Here is a 15,434-nt window from a genome sequence, read left to right on the forward strand (position 1 = left end):
CGTTGAGAGAGACGGAGGCCGGCCAGCAGAAGGTTGTGACATGGCACTTGTCGTGCAGAAATACGGCGGATCATCCGTCTCCGACGCCCACAGCATCAAGCGCGTGGCGAAGCGGATCGCCGCGACCAAGCGAGCGGGGAACGACGTCGTCGTCGTGGTGAGCGCCATGGGCGACACCACGGACGAGCTCCTCGACCTCGCCGGGCAGATCACCCCCCTGCCCCCGCAGCGCGAGCTGGACATCCTCCTCACCTCGGGTGAGCGCATCTCGATGTCCCTGCTCGCGATGGCGATCACGAACCTCGGGGTCAAGGCGAAGTCCTTCACCGGTCAGCAGGCCGGGCTCATGACCGACGCGGTGCACGGCCGCGCGCGGCTCGTGGACGTGGTGCCGCACCGCATCCGCGAGACGGTGGAGAAGGGGCAGGTCGCGATCGTCGCGGGCTTCCAGGGAGTCAGCTCCACCAACGACGTGACGACGCTCGGCCGCGGCGGCTCGGACACGACGGCGGTCGCGCTCGCGGCCGGCCTCGACGCCGACGTCTGCGAGATCTACACCGACGTCGACGGCGTGTTCACCGCCGACCCGCGCATCGTCCCGAGCGCCCGCAAGATCGACCGCGTCACCTACGAGGAGATGCTCGAGCTCGCGGCGTCCGGCGCGAAGGTCCTGGCCCTGCGTGCCGTGGAGTACGCGCGCCGCTACGACGTGCCCGTGCACGTGCGCAGCTCGTTCAGCAGCACCACCGGCACCCTCGTCACCGGCACGCACGGCGACGCGATCGACCCGAACGCCCCGGCGGCCGAGGAGGAAACCCAGATGGAAGCCCCGATCATCTCCGGCGTCGCGCACGACCGCAGCGAGGCCAAGATCACCGTCGTCGGCGTGCCGGACAAGCCCGGCACCGCGGCCCGCATCTTCGAGGTCGTGGCCGGCACCGGCGCGAACATCGACATGATCGTGCAGAACGTCTCGGCCGCCCACACCGGGCTGACGGACATCTCCTTCACGCTGCCGCACGCCGACAGCCCCAGCACCCTGGCGGCGCTCAACGCGCTGCAGGAGGAGCTCGGGTTCGCCTCGCTGCAGTACGACGACCAGATCGGCAAGCTGTCGCTGGTCGGCGCGGGCATGAAGTCGCACCCCGGTGTCTCGGCGCGCCTGTTCGGCGCCCTGCGCGACGCGGGCATCAACATCGAGATGATCTCCACCTCGGAGATCCGCATCTCGGTGGTCACCCGGGAGGACGCCCTGGACGACGCCGTGCGCGCCATCCACACCGCGTTCGACCTGGACTCCGCCGACGGTGAGGCCGTCGTCTACGCCGGCTCGGGGCGGTGACGCGCTGATGGTCCAGATCAACGAGTCCGGGATCAACGTCGCCGTCGTCGGCGCCACCGGCCAGGTCGGCGGCGTGCTGCGCCGCCTGCTCGCGGAGCGCGCCTTCCCGGTCAAGGAGCTGCGGTTCTTCGCGTCCGCGCGCTCGGCGGGCAGCACGCTGCCGTTCGAGGGCGTGGACGTCGTCGTGGAGGACGTCGCTGCCACGGCCACCGACGACCTCGCGGACGTCGACGTCGCGATCTTCTCGGCCGGCGGCGGCACGTCGCGCGAGCACGCGCCCCGGTTCGCCGAGGCGGGCGCCGTCGTCATCGACAACTCGTCCGCGTGGCGCCTCGACCCCGAGGTGCCGCTGGTCGTCTCCGAGGTGAACCCGGAGGCGATCGCCGACGCCGCCAAGGGCATCGTCGCGAACCCCAACTGCACCACGATGGCTGCGATGCCGGTGCTCAAGCCGCTGGCCGACGAGGCCGGGCTGGAGCGGCTGCGCGTCGCGACCTACCAGGCGGTGTCGGGCTCGGGGCTCGGCGGGGTCAAGGAGCTCGCCGACCAGGCGCGCGCCGCCGTGGCCGGCGACCTCGAGGGGCTGGCGCACTCGGGCGGGGCCGTGACGTTCCCGGAGCCGGAGAAGTATGTCGCGCCCATCGCGTTCGACGTGCTGCCGCTCGCGGGGAACCTCGTGGACGACGGCTCCGGCGAGACGGACGAGGAGCAGAAGCTCCGCAACGAGTCCCGCAAGATCCTCGGCCTGCCCGACCTGGCCGTCGCGGGGACCTGCGTCCGCGTACCGGTGTTCTCCGGGCACTCGCTGGCGATCCACGCCGAGTTCGGCGCCGCGATCACGCCGGAGCGGGCGCGCGAGCTGCTGGCCGCCGCGCCGGGCGTGGAGCTGGCGGACGTGCCGACGCCCCTGCAGGCGGCGGGCGCCGACCCGTCGTTCGTCGGGCGCATCCGCACCGACCAGTCCGTGCCCGGCGGGCGCGGCCTCGTGCTGTTCGTCTCGAACGACAACCTGCGCAAGGGCGCGGCGCTCAACGCCGTGCAGATCGCGGAGATCGTCGCTGCGGACCTGGCCGAGCTGGACGCGCTCGACGACGTCGACGCGGCCGAGGCCGCGCCCGCCTGACGTCGGCGCACGACCATCCCGGGGCCCGGTGACGAGCGATCGTCGCCGGGCCCCGGCCCGTACCGGCGGTGCGGTCAGGCGGCGTCGAGGATCAGACGGCTGACGCCGCCGGGGTCCTCGAGCATGGCCACGTGCCCGACCCCGGCCAGGTACTCGACGCGGGCGCCGGGCACGGCCTCGTACCGGCGCGCCGACGCCGGGTTCCAGCGCGGGTCGGCGTCGCCGAAGACCACCAGCGGCGCGGCGCCCGTCGCGGAGAGCCGGTCCGGCAGCGGCCGTTCGGCGAGGTAGGCCGCGTAGCCGTCCATGATCTGCCGGAAGTCCCGGTACCGGGTGCGGCGCACGTCGGCGAGGAAGGCGTCGGGCACGACGACCGGGCGCGCGGTCACCGAGCGGATCCCGCGGCGCAGCATCCCCGTCGTGCGCAGCGGCCAGAGCAGCGGGCCGAACGGTCGCCCCATGAGGACGCGCACGGCAGCGGCCTCCGGGAGCATCGCGTCCGGGGCAGGCCCGGTGCTCAGCAGGACCAGCGACCCGACCAGGTCCGGTCGCCGCACGGCGAGCTCCGTCGCGACGTACCCGCCGCTGGAGTGCCCGACCACCCGGGGCGCGGCCACGCCCAGCTCGTCGAGGAGCGCCGCGACCCGGTCGGCCTGCGCGGGGACGTCGTACGGGGGCGCGGGCGCCGAGCGGCCGCAGCCGGGCAGGTCGATCGCGAGGACACGACGGGACGCCGCGAGGGTCGGGACCGTCGGCGACCAGCTGGCCGCGGTCGCCCCCGAGCCGTGCAGGAGCAGCAGCGGAGGCGCGTCGGGCGGCCCGTCGACGACGAGGTGGATGCCGGCCACGACCCTGTCACGGCGGTCGCGGGTGCGGGGATCGCTCACGTCCCCAGCATCGCCGGTCCCGCCGCGCGTCGCCGGACGGGTGACGGGATGCGCCCAGCGCCGTCGAGCACGGCGGCGAGGTCGGCCCCGGCTTTCATCAGGGCCACGGACCGCACCGCGATCCGGTCCAGCCGCTCCCGCAGCGCGGCCTCGGCCTCGGCGGTGCCTCCGAGCCCCCGCAGCGCGGACACCACGGCGCGCAGCGCGGGGATGCCGTACCCGGCGGCGCGGAGGGCGGCGACCACGCGGGCGGTCGCGCTGGCGGGCGCGTCGTAGACGCGCGCGCCCAGAGAGCCCACCCGCTGCGGCTCCAGCAGCCCCTCGGCCTCCCAGTGCCGCAGCGTGGACGTGCGCACGCCGAGCGCGTCGGCGAGCTCGGTGATCGACAGGCTGCTCCCGGGGGAGGGCGCCGCGGCTTCGCTCCGGATCGCGTCGAGCGCGGTCAGTGCCTGGAGGGTCTGGGCCCGCTCGGCCGCGAGCCCGGCGTGCAGGTCGTCGACCGCGGCGGCGGCGTCCGCGAGGGGCGCCCCTGGGAGCGCGGCCATCGTGCGTCGCGCGACGACGGGCCCGACGGCGGTGGCGAGCCCCCGATAGGCGCGGGCGGCCAGGACATGGCGGGTGTCGTAGGTGCGGTACCCGTTCGGCTCGCGGCGGGCGGGAGGGAGGACGCCGAGCCGTTCGAGGTCGCGCACCTGCTGGACGGAGTAGCCGGCGGCGCGGGCGACGTCGACGGTACGCAGCGGACGGTCCATCCTCACCCCACAGAAGCACTTCAAGGTCACGCTTGAACCATGAGCACGAGTATGGAACAGATCATCGACACGGTGCGGCGCCTCGACGGGGCGTTCGTCCTCGAGCCCCGCCCGGGGGACGGGACGCCGGAGATCGCGTGGGGCGACGCGTTCTTCTACTACGCCCCCGACGGGCAGGTGCCGACCACCGTGCAGCCGTACGGCACGGTCGTCACCAAGAACTACCCCGACGACGTCTCCTGCGACCTCGACCGGCCGGACCGGTGGCGCGTCAACGTGCACGTGGGTCGCGAGCGGGCGCGGGAGCTCGTGGGCGGCGGCCGGGAGCGCATCGCGGTCGTCCCCGACGTCCTGCTCCCGCACCCGCTGTACGGGGACCTGGGGTGGGTGTGCGTGGTGAACCCGGGGGAGTGCACGAGCGACGCCGTCCTCGGCCTGCTGCGCGGCGCGCACGACGCCGCGCGCCGTCGGTACGAGCGCCGCCGCGGGCTCTCCTGACCGCCGGTCCCGGGCGGCGAGGAGGCCCCCCGCCTCCTTCACTGGGGAGATGGCGTGGTCCGCGGACACCTGGTCGAGCCTGGCGTTCGTCGTCGCGGGTGCCTGGATCCTCACGACGGTGCGGCGGCCTGGTGCTGGAACGGGGCCGCGCGCCGCGCTCGGCGTCCTCGCCGTGCTGGTCGGCGTCGGCTCGGGGGTGCAGCACGGACCCGCGCCGCCGTGGAACCCCGTCGTGCACGACCCGCCCCTGCTGGGCGCGTACGCGCTCGTCGCCGCGGACGCCGTCGCCGACCTCACCGGGCGGCGTCTGCGGGCCTGGTGGTGGCTCGTCCCGACGCTGGCCGACGTCGTGCTGGCGGCCCTCTGGCCCGGGGCGTCCGTCGTCGCGCAGGGCGCGGCCGCGGCTGTCGCCGTCGTGGCGGTGCTGCTGCGCGCCCGGGCCCGGCCGCGTCTGAGGGCAAGGCTGCTCCTGGCGCTGGCCGTGCTCGGCGTCGGCACCCTCGCCGGGCAGCTCTCGCACCCCGCCTGGCACGTGCTCGCGGCGACCGCGATCGCGGTGGTCGCGCCCACGGTCGGACGGCGCGCGCCACCGTGAGAGGTACTACCTCGCGGAAACCGGGACTACCTCGCCGAGATCCGTACTACCTCGCCGGAAAGGGTTGCGCGCCGACGCGGGTCTATGGTTCATTAGTCGAGTAATGAACCCCAGAACCACTGAACCTGCCGTGAGGAGGCCCGCGTGTTCGACGGTCCCGAACCCATCTACGTGCAGATCGCCACGATGATCCGCGCGCAGGTGCTCGCCGGTGAGCTCGCGGAGGAGGAGCAGGTCATGTCGACCACTCAGTTCGCCACGACGTTCCGCATCAACCCCGCCACCGCCGCCAAGGCCTTCGCCGGCCTGGTGGACGAGGGCGTCCTGTACAAGCGCCGCGGCCTGGGCATGTTCGTCGCCCCCGGCGCCCGCACGCGGTTGCTGGACCAGCACCGCACCGCGTACTTCGACGACGTGCTCGGCCCGGCGCTCGCGCAGGCCGACCTGCTCGGCATCTCGACCGACGAGCTCGTCGCGTACGTGCTCGGCACCGGCCGCCGGGAGCCCGGCGGCCCCACGACCACCACGGAGGAGCCATGACCCCCGCACCCTTCGGCGCCCGTCTCGACGACGTCGTCGTCCGGTTCGGAGCCCAGCGCCGCCTGACCATGGACGGCGCGGCCGTCAAGGACGAGGCCGGCACCGCTCTCGACGGCGTGACGCTGGACCTGCGGCCCGGCGTCATCACGGGCGTGCTCGGCCGCAACGGCGCCGGCAAGTCCACGCTGCTGACCCTGCTGGCCGCGTTCAACCGGCCCACCGAGGGCACGGTCCGCGTCGGCGCCGGCGAGCTGCTCGAGGACCCGTGGGAGAACCCGTGGGTCACCGCCAACGTGCAGCTCGTGCGCGAGAGCGGCGACCTCATGGACGACGAGCGGGTCTCCGAGACCCTCAAGTACTACGCCGACCTGCGCCCGTACTGGGACGCCGACCTGGCCGCGCGGCTGCTCGACACGTTCGAGGTGAACCCCCGCAAGAAGCCGACCGCCCTGTCGCGCGGCAAGCGGTCCGCCGTCGGGGCGACCATCGGCCTCGCGGCGCGCGCGCCGCTCACCATCCTCGACGAGGTCTACCTCGGCATGGACGCCCCCACGCGGTACGCGTTCTACGACGAGATCCTCGCCGACTACGCCGAGCACCCGCGCACCATCCTGCTGTCCAGCCACCTGGTCGAGGAGGTCGAGCGGCTCTTCGAGGACGTCGTGGTGCTGCACCGCGGCAAGGTCCTCCTCGCCGAGACCGCCGAGGAGATGCAGTCCCGCGGGTTCAGCCTCACCGGACCGGTCGCCGCGGTCGAGGAGCTCGCCCGCGGGCGGCGCGAGCTGCACCGGCAGCGCCTGGGCGCGACCGTGCAGGTCACGATCGAGGGCGCGCCCGACGACGGCACGGCCGCCGCGGCCCGCGCGGCCGGCGTCGAGCTCGGGTCGCTGCCGCTGCAGGACCTGTTCGTGCGCCTCACCCAGCCGGAGCCCGCCGGCGCGACGGAGGTGCGGCGATGAGCGCCGTCGTGGTCACCCCGGCCGAGCGCGACGCGTTCACGGCCCGGGCGCACGCGCGGGCGGTCCGGCGCGTGATGCGGTCCGTCGGCCAGGTGATGCTCGTCATCGGCGGCGTCTTCTGGGCGATCTTCCTCGTCGTCACCGTGGGCGTGCCGCTGGTCGTGCGCCAGGTGGGCGGCGTCATGGGCGGGGGCGCGATGACGGGCGCCGAGTACGCCGCGCCGTGGTTCGCGCTCTCGCTGGGCCTGATCGCGGTCGCCGCGCTCGTCGTGCCCCACCTTGCCGCGGGTGGCACCCGCCGGTCCCTATTCACCGGCGCGCTGGTCGCCGCGCTCGCCGCGGGCGTCGCCTACGGCGTGGCGTACGCGCTCCTCCTGCTCGTGGAGCGTGCCCTCTTCGGCGCGCTCGGCTGGGAGTGGGAGCAGCTCGGGAGCGGGCTCGACGCCGGCGGTGCCTGGCTCGTCGTCACCGCCGCGGGCGAGGCCATCGCCGTCGTCGTGTACGCCCTGGTCGGCGTCGCCGCCCAGGCCTCCTACCGGACGTACGGCGTGTGGCGGGGCACGGCGCTCCTGCTCCCGGGCCTGGCGCTGCTGGTCCTCGTCGACCACGCCACCCGCCACGGGGCGTTCGCCGACGCCTTCGGCGCCCTCGGCCTGGGCGGGGACGGCGCGCCCGCCGCGCTCGGGCTGCTGCAGGCGCTCGTCGTGCTCGCGCTGGCCGCCGGCTGGGCGTGGTGGCAGCTGCGCACCCTGCGACTCAGGCCGACGAGGTGAGCGCGATGACCACCACGACGGCCCCCTCGACACCCGATGCCGGCACGCTCCAGCGGGTCGCGTCGGCGGCGGTCCGCCGCCGGTTCGTCCGGAGGCTGCTGGCCGCGGGCGCCTGGTTCTGGGGCATCTGGGCCTTCGTCGTCGCCGTGGTCCCGGCCGCCGTGGACCAGTGGGGCGGGGAGCTCGTCGGCCTGACCTACGAGCTGGCGGGCGCCCCGGCGCGATGGGTCGCCCTCGCGGTCGCGGCCGTCTACTGCGGAGCCTGGCTCCGCGGGCACCTCGCGGCGGGCGGGACCCGCCGGTCGCTCGTCATCGGTGTCCTGCAGGGAGCGGCGATCGTCGGCCCCGTGTTCGGCGTGCTGACGGTCCTGCTCACCCTCGCCGAGGAGCGGGTCTTCCGTGCCATCGACGAGCCGTGGCCGGGAGGTGCCACACCGGTGCCGCTCGACACGGTCGCCGGGATCGTCGTCACGATCGTCGGCGAGACCCTCGTCGTCCTGACCTATGCGCTCGTGGGCGCCGCGGCGATCGGCTACTACCGGGCGATGCCGGCGCGCCTGTACCTCCTGGGCCCCCTGCACGCCGTCCCGCTGCTGGTCCCGCTCGCGATCGTCGACCTGTCAACGCGCACCGGTCTGCTCGGCATCCCGCTGCGCGGCGGGTACGACGACCCCGTCGTCGCGGCGCTCGTCGTCGCGGGCGGCGGCGTCCTCGCCGTCGCGGTCGCCGGCGTCGGAGCTCTCCGGCTGATGGCCCGCGTACGGGTCCGGCCGTGAACCACCCGAACCTCGCTGTCCGCAGACACCGAGGACCCCTGAACCGCACGACCGAGAGGAGCATCGAGATGGCCGACCCCATCGTGGAGGTCCGCAACCTCCGCAAGACGTACGGACCGAAGGTGGCCGTGGACGACGTGTCGTTCGCCGTCCAGCCCGGCGAGATCTTCGGCATCCTCGGCCCCAACGGGGCCGGGAAGACCACGACCGTCGAGACGCTGGCCGGCCTGCGGCAGGCCGACGGCGGCACCGTGCGCGTGCGCGGCATCGACACGCAGCGCGACCCGGCGGCCGTCAAGGACATCCTCGGCGTGCAGCTCCAGGAGGCGATGCTGCACGACAAGATCACCGTCGGGGAGGCCCTCGGGCTGTTCGCCGGGTTCTACTCCGACCCCGCCGACCCCGGGGAGCTCCTCGACCTGCTCGACCTGCGCGAGCACGCCGACAGGCAGTTCGGGAAGCTGTCCGGCGGCCAGAAGCAGCGGCTGTCGATCGCTCTCGCGCTGGTGGGCAACCCGGAGATCGCCGTGCTCGACGAGCTCACCACCGGCCTCGACCCGCAGGCACGGCGCGCCACCTGGGACCTCGTCGAGCGGGTGCGGGCCACCGGCGTGACGATCCTGCTCGTCACCCACTTCATGGAGGAGGCCGAGCGTCTCTGCGACCGGCTCGTCGTCATCGACGCGGGCCGCGTCGTCGCCGCGGGCACGCCGCAGGGCCTGATCGACGGGCTCGACGACGGGCGCACGGTCGTCGTGCGGTTCGCACCGGACGACGTCGCGCGCGGCCGTGAGCTCCTGGCGGACCTCGCCGCCCGGGACGCCGAGGTCGCGACCGCCGAGGCGCAGGGCGCCACCGAGGTCGCCGTCACCGGCACGCGCCGCGTGCTGTTCGCCGTCGTCCCCGCCCTCGCGGCGGCCGACCTCGTGCCCGACGACGTCCGCACCGTCACCCGGTCGCTCGAGGACGTCTTCCTCGCCGTCACCGGCCGCACCTACCAGCCGGACGCCCAGCCGGACGCCCAGCCGGACACCTCGACGGGCACCCCGCTCGTCTCCGCCACGACCCGAGAAGGAGACCGGTCATGACCGCCATCACCGCCGACGCCGCCCCGCGCCCGACCGCCGGCCGAGGCTGGCGCGGGTACGGGCGTTTGGTGCGCACCGAGACCCGCGTCTGGCTGCGCGACTTCGGGTCCGTGTTCTTCGGGATCCTCTTCCCGTCCGTGATCCTGCTGGGGGTCGGGTTCGGCATCCCCGGGATGCGGGAGCCGATCACCGACGCCCCGGCGGACTCGATCTGGTACGGGGTCACGCCGATCGCGACCTACCTGCCGACCGTGCTCTCGATGGCGATCGGCACCCTCGCCGTCCTGTCGCTGCCGGTCACGTTCGCCACCTTCCGCGACAAGGGGGTGCTGCGGCGGCTGTCCACCACGCCGATGCGGCCGCAGGCGCTCATCGTGGCCCACCTGACCATCAACGTCGCCACGACGCTGGTGGGCGTCGCCCTCGCGCTCGTCGTCGCGCAGCTGGCCTTCGGGCTCGTCGCGCCGACGCAGCTCGGCGTCGTGCTCCTCGCCTTCGTGCTCGGGATGCTCGCGATGTTCTCCGTGGGGATGCTGCTGTCCGCCCTGGTGAGCAAGCCGTCGACGGCCAACGCCGTCGGCTCGCTGATCTACTTCCCCATGCTGTTCCTCGCGGGCCTGTGGACGCCCGGCCCGATCATGCCCGACGTCGTCCGGCAGATCGGGCAGTTCACCCCGATGGGCGCGACCGCACAGGCCATGGACACCGGCTGGTTCGGCGACGGGTTCCCGCTGCTGCAGGTGGTCGTCATGGTGGTGTGGACGGCGGTGCTCCTCCCGCTCGCGGGGCGGCTGTTCCGCTGGTCGTGACGTCCCGTCGGCCGCACCGGGCGGAGAGTAGGGTGCCACCCCATGCGCAGAGTTGCAGAGCTCGTGGGTCAGTGGTTCGCCGTGCTCGTCCTGCTCGGTGCGGTCGCCGGGCTGGCGGCCCCGAGCACGTTCGGGCCGCTGGCCGCGCACGTCCCGCTCCTGCTGGGGATCATCATGTTCGGCATGGGGCTGACCCTGACGGGTCGGGACTTCGCCCTCGTCGCGAAGCGCCCCGCGGCCGTCGCCATCGGCGTCGTCGCCCAGTTCACGATCATGCCCTTGCTGGCGTGGGCGATCGGCCACCTGTTCGGGCTCGAGGGCGACGCGATGATCGGCATGATCCTCGTGGGCGCCGCTCCCGGCGGCACGGCGTCCAACGTCATCGTCTACCTGGCCAAGGGCGACACCGCGCTGTCGGTGGCGCTCACGACGGTCTCGACGCTCCTCGCCCCGCTGCTCACCCCGGCGCTCGTGCTGTGGCTGGCCGGCACCGACCTCGACGTCACCTACGGCTCGCTCGTGACGTCGATCGCCCAGGTGGTCCTGTTCCCCGTGATCGCCGGGCTCCTGGTCCGCACGTTCGCGGGCCGGGTCGTCGAGCGGTACATGCTGCCGTACCTGCCGCTGGTGTCCGTGCTGGGGATCGTGATCGTGGTGGCCGGCATCGTCGGGGCCAACGCCGACGCCGTCCTGAGCACGGGCCTGCTGGTCGCCCTCGCCGTCATCGTGCACAACTGCGCCGGGCTGCTGCTCGGGTACGGCGCGGCCGCCGCCGTCCGTTTCGACGAGCCGGCTCGCCGCGCGGTGAGCGTGGAGGTCGGCATGCAGAACTCCGGGCTGGCCGCGAGCCTCGCGACCACCTACTTCAGCCCCGCCGCGGCGCTGCCGGCCGCGCTGTTCTCCGTGTGGCACAACGTCTCGGGCTCGCTGCTCGCGTCCTACTGGGCGCGGCGTCCGGTGGGGGAGAGCGCGCGGGCGACGGCGTCGGCCGAGGCCTAGCCTGCACCGGTGAGACCGTTCCTCTTCCTCGGCACGCGGGCCGAGGACGTCGCCGCCGACGGCGAGTACGACGCCGTCCTGCGCTACTCCGGGCTGAGACCCGCGTCCCTGCGCCGCGTGCGCCTCGAGCGGGAACCGCTGCCGCGCGTCGACCCGGAGGAGCTGTCCGGGGTGATCGTCGGGGGCGGGCCGTTCAACTCCTCCGACCCCGAGGACGAGAAGTCCGCCGTCCAGCACCGCGTGGAGCGGGAGATGGCGGACCTCCTCGACGTGCTCGTGGAGCGCGACTTCCCGTTCCTCGGCGCCTGCTACGGCGTCGGGACGCTCGGCACCCACCAGGGCGGCGTCGTCGACCGCACCTACTCCGAGCCGGTGGGCCCCGCCGAGATCGAGCTGACCCCGGAGGGGCTGGCGGACCCGCTGCTCGCGGGCATGCCCGCGCGTTTCACCGCGTACCTGGGCCACAAGGAGGCGGTGCGCGAGCTGCCGCCGTCGGCCACCCTGCTCGCCCGGTCCGCCGACGCGCCCGTGCAGATGTTCCGCGTGCGCCGGAACCTCTACGCCACGCAGTTCCACCCCGAGCTGGACCTGGCCGGCATCGAGCAGCGGGTCGAGGTGTACCGGACCTACGGGTACTTCCCGCCCGAGGAGGGCGACCGCATCGTCGCGCGCTCCCGCGAGCACCGGGTCACCGAGCCCATGCGCATCCTGCGGAACTTCGTGACCCGCTACGCCCGATCCGCGAGATAGAGAGGGCAGACCCGCGAGATAGAGAGGGCAGACCCGCGAGATAGAGAGGCCCGGACGAGACCGCATCCCTGCGGTCTCGTCCGGGCCTCTCTCTATCTAGCGGGTCTGCCCTCTCTATCTCGCGGTCAGCCCTTCTTGCGCGGCGTGGTGACGTCCACCGTCATCACGCCGTTCTTCGAGTTCACCGACTTCACGGCGATCTTCGTGCCCGTGCCGCCGACGATGACCGAGCCGCCCGGGTTGGACTCGTCGTAGTACGCGTACGGGTCCTTGTCGTTGAAGACGCTCTCCGCCTTCTCCTTCCACGTCCGCAGCGTCGTCATGCCCGCCGCGGTCTCCCGGTGCAGGGTGAACGCGTCGGACTTGCCGAGGCCGAACGTCGCGTCGAACGACTGGATGCGGTTGCGGGCGAGCGCGCCGTCCGACCACCGCAGCGCCTGCGGGTTCGCGTCGACCGGCAGGGCCTGCCCGCCGCCCGGGTGCTGCGACGTGTTGTTGTCGCCGTAGAAGCTGTTCGCGTACCAGACCAGCAGGCCGTCCTGGTACGGGAAGTGCTCCACGGTGTTCGGCTTCGAGAGCGTCCAGCCGAAGTTGTACGGCCCGGTCTGCAGGGTCGTGTCGTAACCGGTGTACTGCCGGTTCTCCGCCACGTAGTAGTGCGAGTACTCGACCTCGTACGTGCCGTCCGCCCCGATGACGTGGAAGCCGTCGTTCGTCCAGTCCCCGAACCCGTCGGAGAAGTCCTCGGTCAGCGCGTCGCCGACGGCGACGTCGTCGACCATGAAGCCCGTGAGGTTCAGGCCGCCGTCGCTCTGGTAGCGGAACCGGACCTGGGCGTCCTGGCCGGCGTGGTCGGCGAGGTCGGCGGTGAGATCCACCCACTTCTTGCCGGAGTCGCCCGAGATGCCGCCGTTCGCGTCCTCGTCGGAGAGGTTCGTCGCCAGCGGTTCCCAGGTGTCGCCGCCGTCGGTCGAGACGTCCGCGAAGGCGTGGTCGTAGCCGGGCTCGATCTCGTACTGCACCTTGGCCGTGAGCGAGGCGCCGTCGGGCACGGTGAACGACGGCGACGTGAGCGTGTAGTTCGCGTTGCTGCCGGTGCCCGAGTAGGCGAACTCCCCGTCGTAGGGGTCGACGCCGAGGTCGACGTCCTTGACGCCGTCCGGCAGGTTCACGACGACGGCCTGCGAGTTCGTCGTGGCGTGGTACGACGGGCCGAGCTTGACCGTGGCGCGCTCGCCCTGGTCGACGGTGGCGTAGTCGAGCCAGCCCAGGAACATCTTCTCCGTGGCGCCCATGTGGTTCGGCGTGGTGCCGATGGTGCCGTCGCCGTGGCCGAGCCACGAGCCGGAGCTCATGAGGGTCCAGAAGGCGGTGCCGTTCTCGCCGCCCTCGGTGTCGTAGTAGTCGGGCAGGCCGAGGTCGTGGCCGAACTCGTGCGCGAAGACGCCGAGCCCGCCGTTCTCCGGCTCCGTCGTGTAGTCACGGATCCAGAGGTCGGAGTCGCCGATCTTGATGCCGCCGACCTTCGGGAACGCGGCCGGGCCGTCGGTGCCCAGCGGGTTGACCGCCCACCGGTGCGACCAGATGGCCGACGTGGGTGCACCGGCCTCCTCGCCCTCGCCCGCGTGGATCGCCTGGAAGTGGTCGATGTAGCCGTCGGGCTCGTCGAAGATCCCGTCGCCGTCGATGTCGTAACGGTCCCAGACGTCGAACGACTGCAGGTACTCGTCGATCTCCTCGGCCGTCTTGCCCTGCGCGACCTGATCGGCGTACCAGGCGTCGGCCGAGTCCTGCACGAAGCGCGTCATGTCCTTGTTCGACTCGGTCTCCCCGTACGACGCGGAGTTGTACGGCACGGTCACCCAGTCGGACACGTCGCCCTGCAGGTCGAACCGGCCGGAGGACATCTCGTCGTAGACGCCGGCGAACGACTCGCCGTCCTGGTCCTCCAGCCCGGTGAAGAACATCTCCTTGTAGTGCTCCTGGGAGAAGTCGTCCTCCCAGTAGGTGGAGTTGTCGCTGCGCGTGGGCTCCGGGATCTCGTTGTGCTGCGGCCCGGACTGCGGCGCGTCGGGGAAGCGCGGGTCGGCCTGGTCGCCGAAGTCGACCAGGAAGGTCAGCAGCTGCGCCGTCTGCTCGGTCTCGTACTCGACCCACTGGTTCTTGCCGACCTTCACCGACTTCGACGTGTGGGCGCCCTTGCCCCGCGTCTGCACGGTGGCGTCACCCATGGCGACGCGGTCGACGGCCTCCTGCTTGAGCGCGGTGCGCTTCTCGGCCAGCGGGTCGGGACGGTCGTCCTCCTTGACGTGTGCCGCGGGGTCGTTCGGTGGGGCGTCCGCCGCGGGCGCCGAGGACGCCGACGCGGCGAGGCCGGGGGCGAGGACGGCGGCGGCCAGCAGGGCTCCCGCTGCGCCGAACGCGCTCGTGGTGCGTGCTCTCACGGTTTTTCCTCCAGGGGTGTCGGAGCGACCCGGTCGCGGTGGCCGGGCACCGTCGTGCCGTGGCGCGTCGGTGCGCTCGGCAAACTGTGGCGGGGCACACATAACCACTTCCAGGTTTCACCCGCGAGACGAACAGAGAACGTCTCGCCGACCAGGGGGAACGGAGTCAGCCCGCGGCGTCGTACGCCTCGCGCACCCAGGCGGCGACCTCGTCGTCCAGCTCGGCCGGGTCGCGGACCTCGACGTGGTGCGTCCACGCCGTCGACGTCGCGTGTGCCACCTGCTCGATCCGCGGTGAGCGGTCCTCGCGGGCGAGGACGAAGGAGACGACGGCGGGCGCGTCGACGTGGTCGCGCACCCCCACCCACGGCGGCCAGACGAACGCGAAGCCGCGGCGGCGCCGGAACGCGACCTGCGTCTTCGTGGTGCGCGTCGTGACGTCGTCGCCGGTCACCTCCGCGACGAGCGTCGCGAACGCCCGGCAGATCGTCAGGCCCGTGGGGGAGTGCGCGAACAGGTCCTCGGGGGTGGACGGCGTGGCGGGCGTCGGCACGGGTCGCGCTCCTCTCGGGCGGGTGGTCAGCGCACGAAGTAGGGGGCTCCGGAGCCGGTAGCGAGCCAGCCGAGGGCGTGGCCGACGCGTTCGGCGGACGAGGGGGCGAGGTCCGCGGGGACGTCGTCGGGCGCGAACCACGCGACGTCGGTGGACTCGTCGTCGGCGACGTGCGCCCGCGCGGCCGCGGCGGGACTCGCCGCCCGGCACAGGAAGCACAGGTCGAGGTACTGCGAGCGATCGCCGTTCGGGTACTCGACCGGCGGGGTGACGGTGACCGCCACGAGCGCGTCGACCACGACGTCGACGCCCGTCTCCTCGAGCACCTCGCGGGCCAGCCCGACGGCCGGGTCCTCGCCCGGCTCGAGGATCCCGGACACCACCGCCCACAGGCCGTTGTCGGCGCGGCGGCCGAGCAGCAGCCGACCGTCGTCGTCGAGCACGACGGCGGACACGCCCGGCAGCCACAGCAGGTCGTGGCCGACGTGGGAGCGCAGGGCGGAGACGAACTCGGGCACCGGCATGCGTCGACCCTACGAGGGTCTG

The 15,434-nt window shown here is 73.3% G+C and carries 17 protein-coding genes; 12 read left to right on the forward strand and 5 right to left on the reverse strand.

Annotation, left to right across the window (positions count from 1 at the left end; translation table 11 throughout):
* Window positions 1–40 precede the first annotated feature (40 nt).
* Together ACQP6G_RS18870 and ACQP6G_RS18875 are read left to right on the forward strand one after the other, a co-directional pair.
* Window positions 41–1,342 carry an aspartate kinase gene (locus ACQP6G_RS18870; protein WP_429766618.1) on the forward strand — a complete coding sequence of 434 codons (1,302 nt, stop codon included), beginning with the start codon at window positions 41–43 and terminating at the stop codon, window positions 1,340–1,342.
* 7 nt (window positions 1,343–1,349) lie between these two features.
* Entirely contained in the window at window positions 1,350–2,465 is a 1,116-nt protein-coding gene (locus ACQP6G_RS18875) for an aspartate-semialdehyde dehydrogenase (RefSeq protein ID WP_429766620.1), read from the forward strand.
* A gap of 74 nt (window positions 2,466–2,539) precedes the next feature.
* Here ACQP6G_RS18875 and ACQP6G_RS18880 read toward each other — a convergent pair whose 3' ends face one another.
* Window positions 2,540–3,352 (reverse strand): alpha/beta fold hydrolase, encoded by an 813-nt coding sequence (locus tag ACQP6G_RS18880; RefSeq protein ID WP_429766622.1) that lies wholly within the window; start codon window positions 3,350–3,352, stop codon window positions 2,540–2,542.
* Window positions 3,349–4,104 (reverse strand): MerR family transcriptional regulator, encoded by a 756-nt coding sequence (locus ACQP6G_RS18885; RefSeq protein WP_429766623.1) that lies wholly within the window; start codon window positions 4,102–4,104, stop codon window positions 3,349–3,351. Before ACQP6G_RS18885 ends, ACQP6G_RS18880 begins: the two co-directional genes overlap by 4 nt.
* A 39-nt stretch (window positions 4,105–4,143) precedes the next feature.
* Here ACQP6G_RS18885 and ACQP6G_RS18890 point away from each other — a divergent pair, with 39 nt between their 5' ends.
* The 10 genes from ACQP6G_RS18890 (at window position 4,144) to ACQP6G_RS18935 (ending at window position 11,891) form a co-directional block, all read left to right on the forward strand.
* Window positions 4,144–4,602: a DUF6194 family protein gene (locus ACQP6G_RS18890; protein WP_429766625.1), complete on the forward strand. Its 459-nt coding sequence runs from the start codon at window positions 4,144–4,146 to the stop codon at window positions 4,600–4,602.
* A 49-nt stretch (window positions 4,603–4,651) separates the two neighbouring features.
* Window positions 4,652–5,197 carry a hypothetical protein gene (locus ACQP6G_RS18895; RefSeq protein WP_429766627.1) on the forward strand — a complete coding sequence of 182 codons (546 nt, stop codon included), beginning with the start codon at window positions 4,652–4,654 and terminating at the stop codon, window positions 5,195–5,197.
* A 144-nt stretch (window positions 5,198–5,341) separates the two neighbouring features.
* Window positions 5,342–5,737, forward strand: coding sequence for a GntR family transcriptional regulator (locus tag ACQP6G_RS18900; RefSeq protein WP_429766628.1), 396 nt, complete (start codon window positions 5,342–5,344; stop codon window positions 5,735–5,737).
* Window positions 5,734–6,696: an ATP-binding cassette domain-containing protein gene (locus ACQP6G_RS18905; protein WP_429766630.1), complete on the forward strand. Its 963-nt coding sequence runs from the start codon at window positions 5,734–5,736 to the stop codon at window positions 6,694–6,696. Before ACQP6G_RS18900 ends, ACQP6G_RS18905 begins: the two co-directional genes overlap by 4 nt.
* The gene (locus ACQP6G_RS18910) at window positions 6,693–7,469 is read left to right on the forward strand and encodes a hypothetical protein (RefSeq protein WP_429766632.1); all 777 of its coding nucleotides are present in this window, start codon (window positions 6,693–6,695) and stop codon (window positions 7,467–7,469) included. Before ACQP6G_RS18905 ends, ACQP6G_RS18910 begins: the two co-directional genes overlap by 4 nt.
* Window positions 7,470–7,474: 5 nt before the next feature.
* A complete protein-coding gene (locus ACQP6G_RS18915) occupies window positions 7,475–8,245 on the forward strand; it encodes a hypothetical protein (RefSeq protein ID WP_429766634.1) in 771 nt (256 codons plus the stop codon).
* Between the two features lie 68 nt (window positions 8,246–8,313).
* Complete coding sequence (locus ACQP6G_RS18920) at window positions 8,314–9,333, forward strand: ABC transporter ATP-binding protein (protein ID WP_429766636.1); 1,020 nt, start codon at window positions 8,314–8,316, stop codon at window positions 9,331–9,333.
* Window positions 9,330–10,142 (forward strand): ABC transporter permease, encoded by an 813-nt coding sequence (locus tag ACQP6G_RS18925; protein ID WP_429766638.1) that lies wholly within the window; start codon window positions 9,330–9,332, stop codon window positions 10,140–10,142. Before ACQP6G_RS18920 ends, ACQP6G_RS18925 begins: the two co-directional genes overlap by 4 nt.
* 42 nt (window positions 10,143–10,184) lie before the next feature.
* Window positions 10,185–11,141, forward strand: coding sequence for a bile acid:sodium symporter family protein (locus ACQP6G_RS18930; RefSeq protein WP_429766640.1), 957 nt, complete (start codon window positions 10,185–10,187; stop codon window positions 11,139–11,141).
* Between the two features lie 9 nt (window positions 11,142–11,150).
* Window positions 11,151–11,891, forward strand: a complete 741-nt coding sequence (locus ACQP6G_RS18935) for a glutamine amidotransferase (RefSeq protein WP_429766642.1) — start codon at window positions 11,151–11,153, stop codon at window positions 11,889–11,891.
* A gap of 125 nt (window positions 11,892–12,016) precedes the next feature.
* Here ACQP6G_RS18935 and ACQP6G_RS18940 read toward each other — a convergent pair whose 3' ends face one another.
* The 3 genes from ACQP6G_RS18940 to ACQP6G_RS18950 all read right to left on the reverse strand — a co-directional run bounded on the left by ACQP6G_RS18940 (window position 12,017) and on the right by ACQP6G_RS18950 (window position 15,412).
* Window positions 12,017–14,335, reverse strand: coding sequence for an immune inhibitor A domain-containing protein (locus tag ACQP6G_RS18940; protein WP_429766643.1), 2,319 nt, complete (start codon window positions 14,333–14,335; stop codon window positions 12,017–12,019).
* A 166-nt stretch (window positions 14,336–14,501) separates the two neighbouring features.
* Window positions 14,502–14,888 (reverse strand): DUF5655 domain-containing protein, encoded by a 387-nt coding sequence (locus tag ACQP6G_RS18945; RefSeq protein WP_429766645.1) that lies wholly within the window; start codon window positions 14,886–14,888, stop codon window positions 14,502–14,504.
* 26 nt (window positions 14,889–14,914) lie between these two features.
* Complete coding sequence (locus tag ACQP6G_RS18950) at window positions 14,915–15,412, reverse strand: NUDIX hydrolase (protein ID WP_429766646.1); 498 nt, start codon at window positions 15,410–15,412, stop codon at window positions 14,915–14,917.
* Window positions 15,413–15,434 lie beyond the last annotated feature (22 nt).

The sequence above is a fragment of the Isoptericola nanjingensis genome (assembly GCF_050311635.1).
In the GTDB taxonomy this organism is placed as follows: domain Bacteria; phylum Actinomycetota; class Actinomycetes; order Actinomycetales; family Cellulomonadaceae; genus Isoptericola; species Isoptericola nanjingensis.

Bases quoted from the DNA above. Each gene is read 5' to 3' on its own strand.
- ACQP6G_RS18925 (WP_429766638.1), top strand. From the start codon at position 9,330: ATGACCGCCATCACCGCCGACGCCGCCCCGCGCCCGACCGCCGGCCGA.
- ACQP6G_RS18910 (WP_429766632.1), top strand. From the start codon at position 6,693: ATGAGCGCCGTCGTGGTCACCCCGGCCGAGCGCGACGCGTTCACGGCC.
- ACQP6G_RS18950 (WP_429766646.1), bottom strand. From the start codon at position 15,412: ATGCCGGTGCCCGAGTTCGTCTCCGCCCTGCGCTCCCACGTCGGCCAC.
- ACQP6G_RS18895 (WP_429766627.1), top strand. From the start codon at position 4,652: ATGGCGTGGTCCGCGGACACCTGGTCGAGCCTGGCGTTCGTCGTCGCG.
- ACQP6G_RS18875 (WP_429766620.1), top strand. From the start codon at position 1,350: ATGGTCCAGATCAACGAGTCCGGGATCAACGTCGCCGTCGTCGGCGCC.
- ACQP6G_RS18870 (WP_429766618.1), top strand. From the start codon at position 41: ATGGCACTTGTCGTGCAGAAATACGGCGGATCATCCGTCTCCGACGCC.
- ACQP6G_RS18905 (WP_429766630.1), top strand. From the start codon at position 5,734: ATGACCCCCGCACCCTTCGGCGCCCGTCTCGACGACGTCGTCGTCCGG.
- ACQP6G_RS18920 (WP_429766636.1), top strand. From the start codon at position 8,314: ATGGCCGACCCCATCGTGGAGGTCCGCAACCTCCGCAAGACGTACGGA.
- ACQP6G_RS18890 (WP_429766625.1), top strand. From the start codon at position 4,144: ATGAGCACGAGTATGGAACAGATCATCGACACGGTGCGGCGCCTCGAC.
- ACQP6G_RS18930 (WP_429766640.1), top strand. From the start codon at position 10,185: ATGCGCAGAGTTGCAGAGCTCGTGGGTCAGTGGTTCGCCGTGCTCGTC.
- ACQP6G_RS18915 (WP_429766634.1), top strand. From the start codon at position 7,475: ATGACCACCACGACGGCCCCCTCGACACCCGATGCCGGCACGCTCCAG.
- ACQP6G_RS18885 (WP_429766623.1), bottom strand. From the start codon at position 4,104: ATGGACCGTCCGCTGCGTACCGTCGACGTCGCCCGCGCCGCCGGCTAC.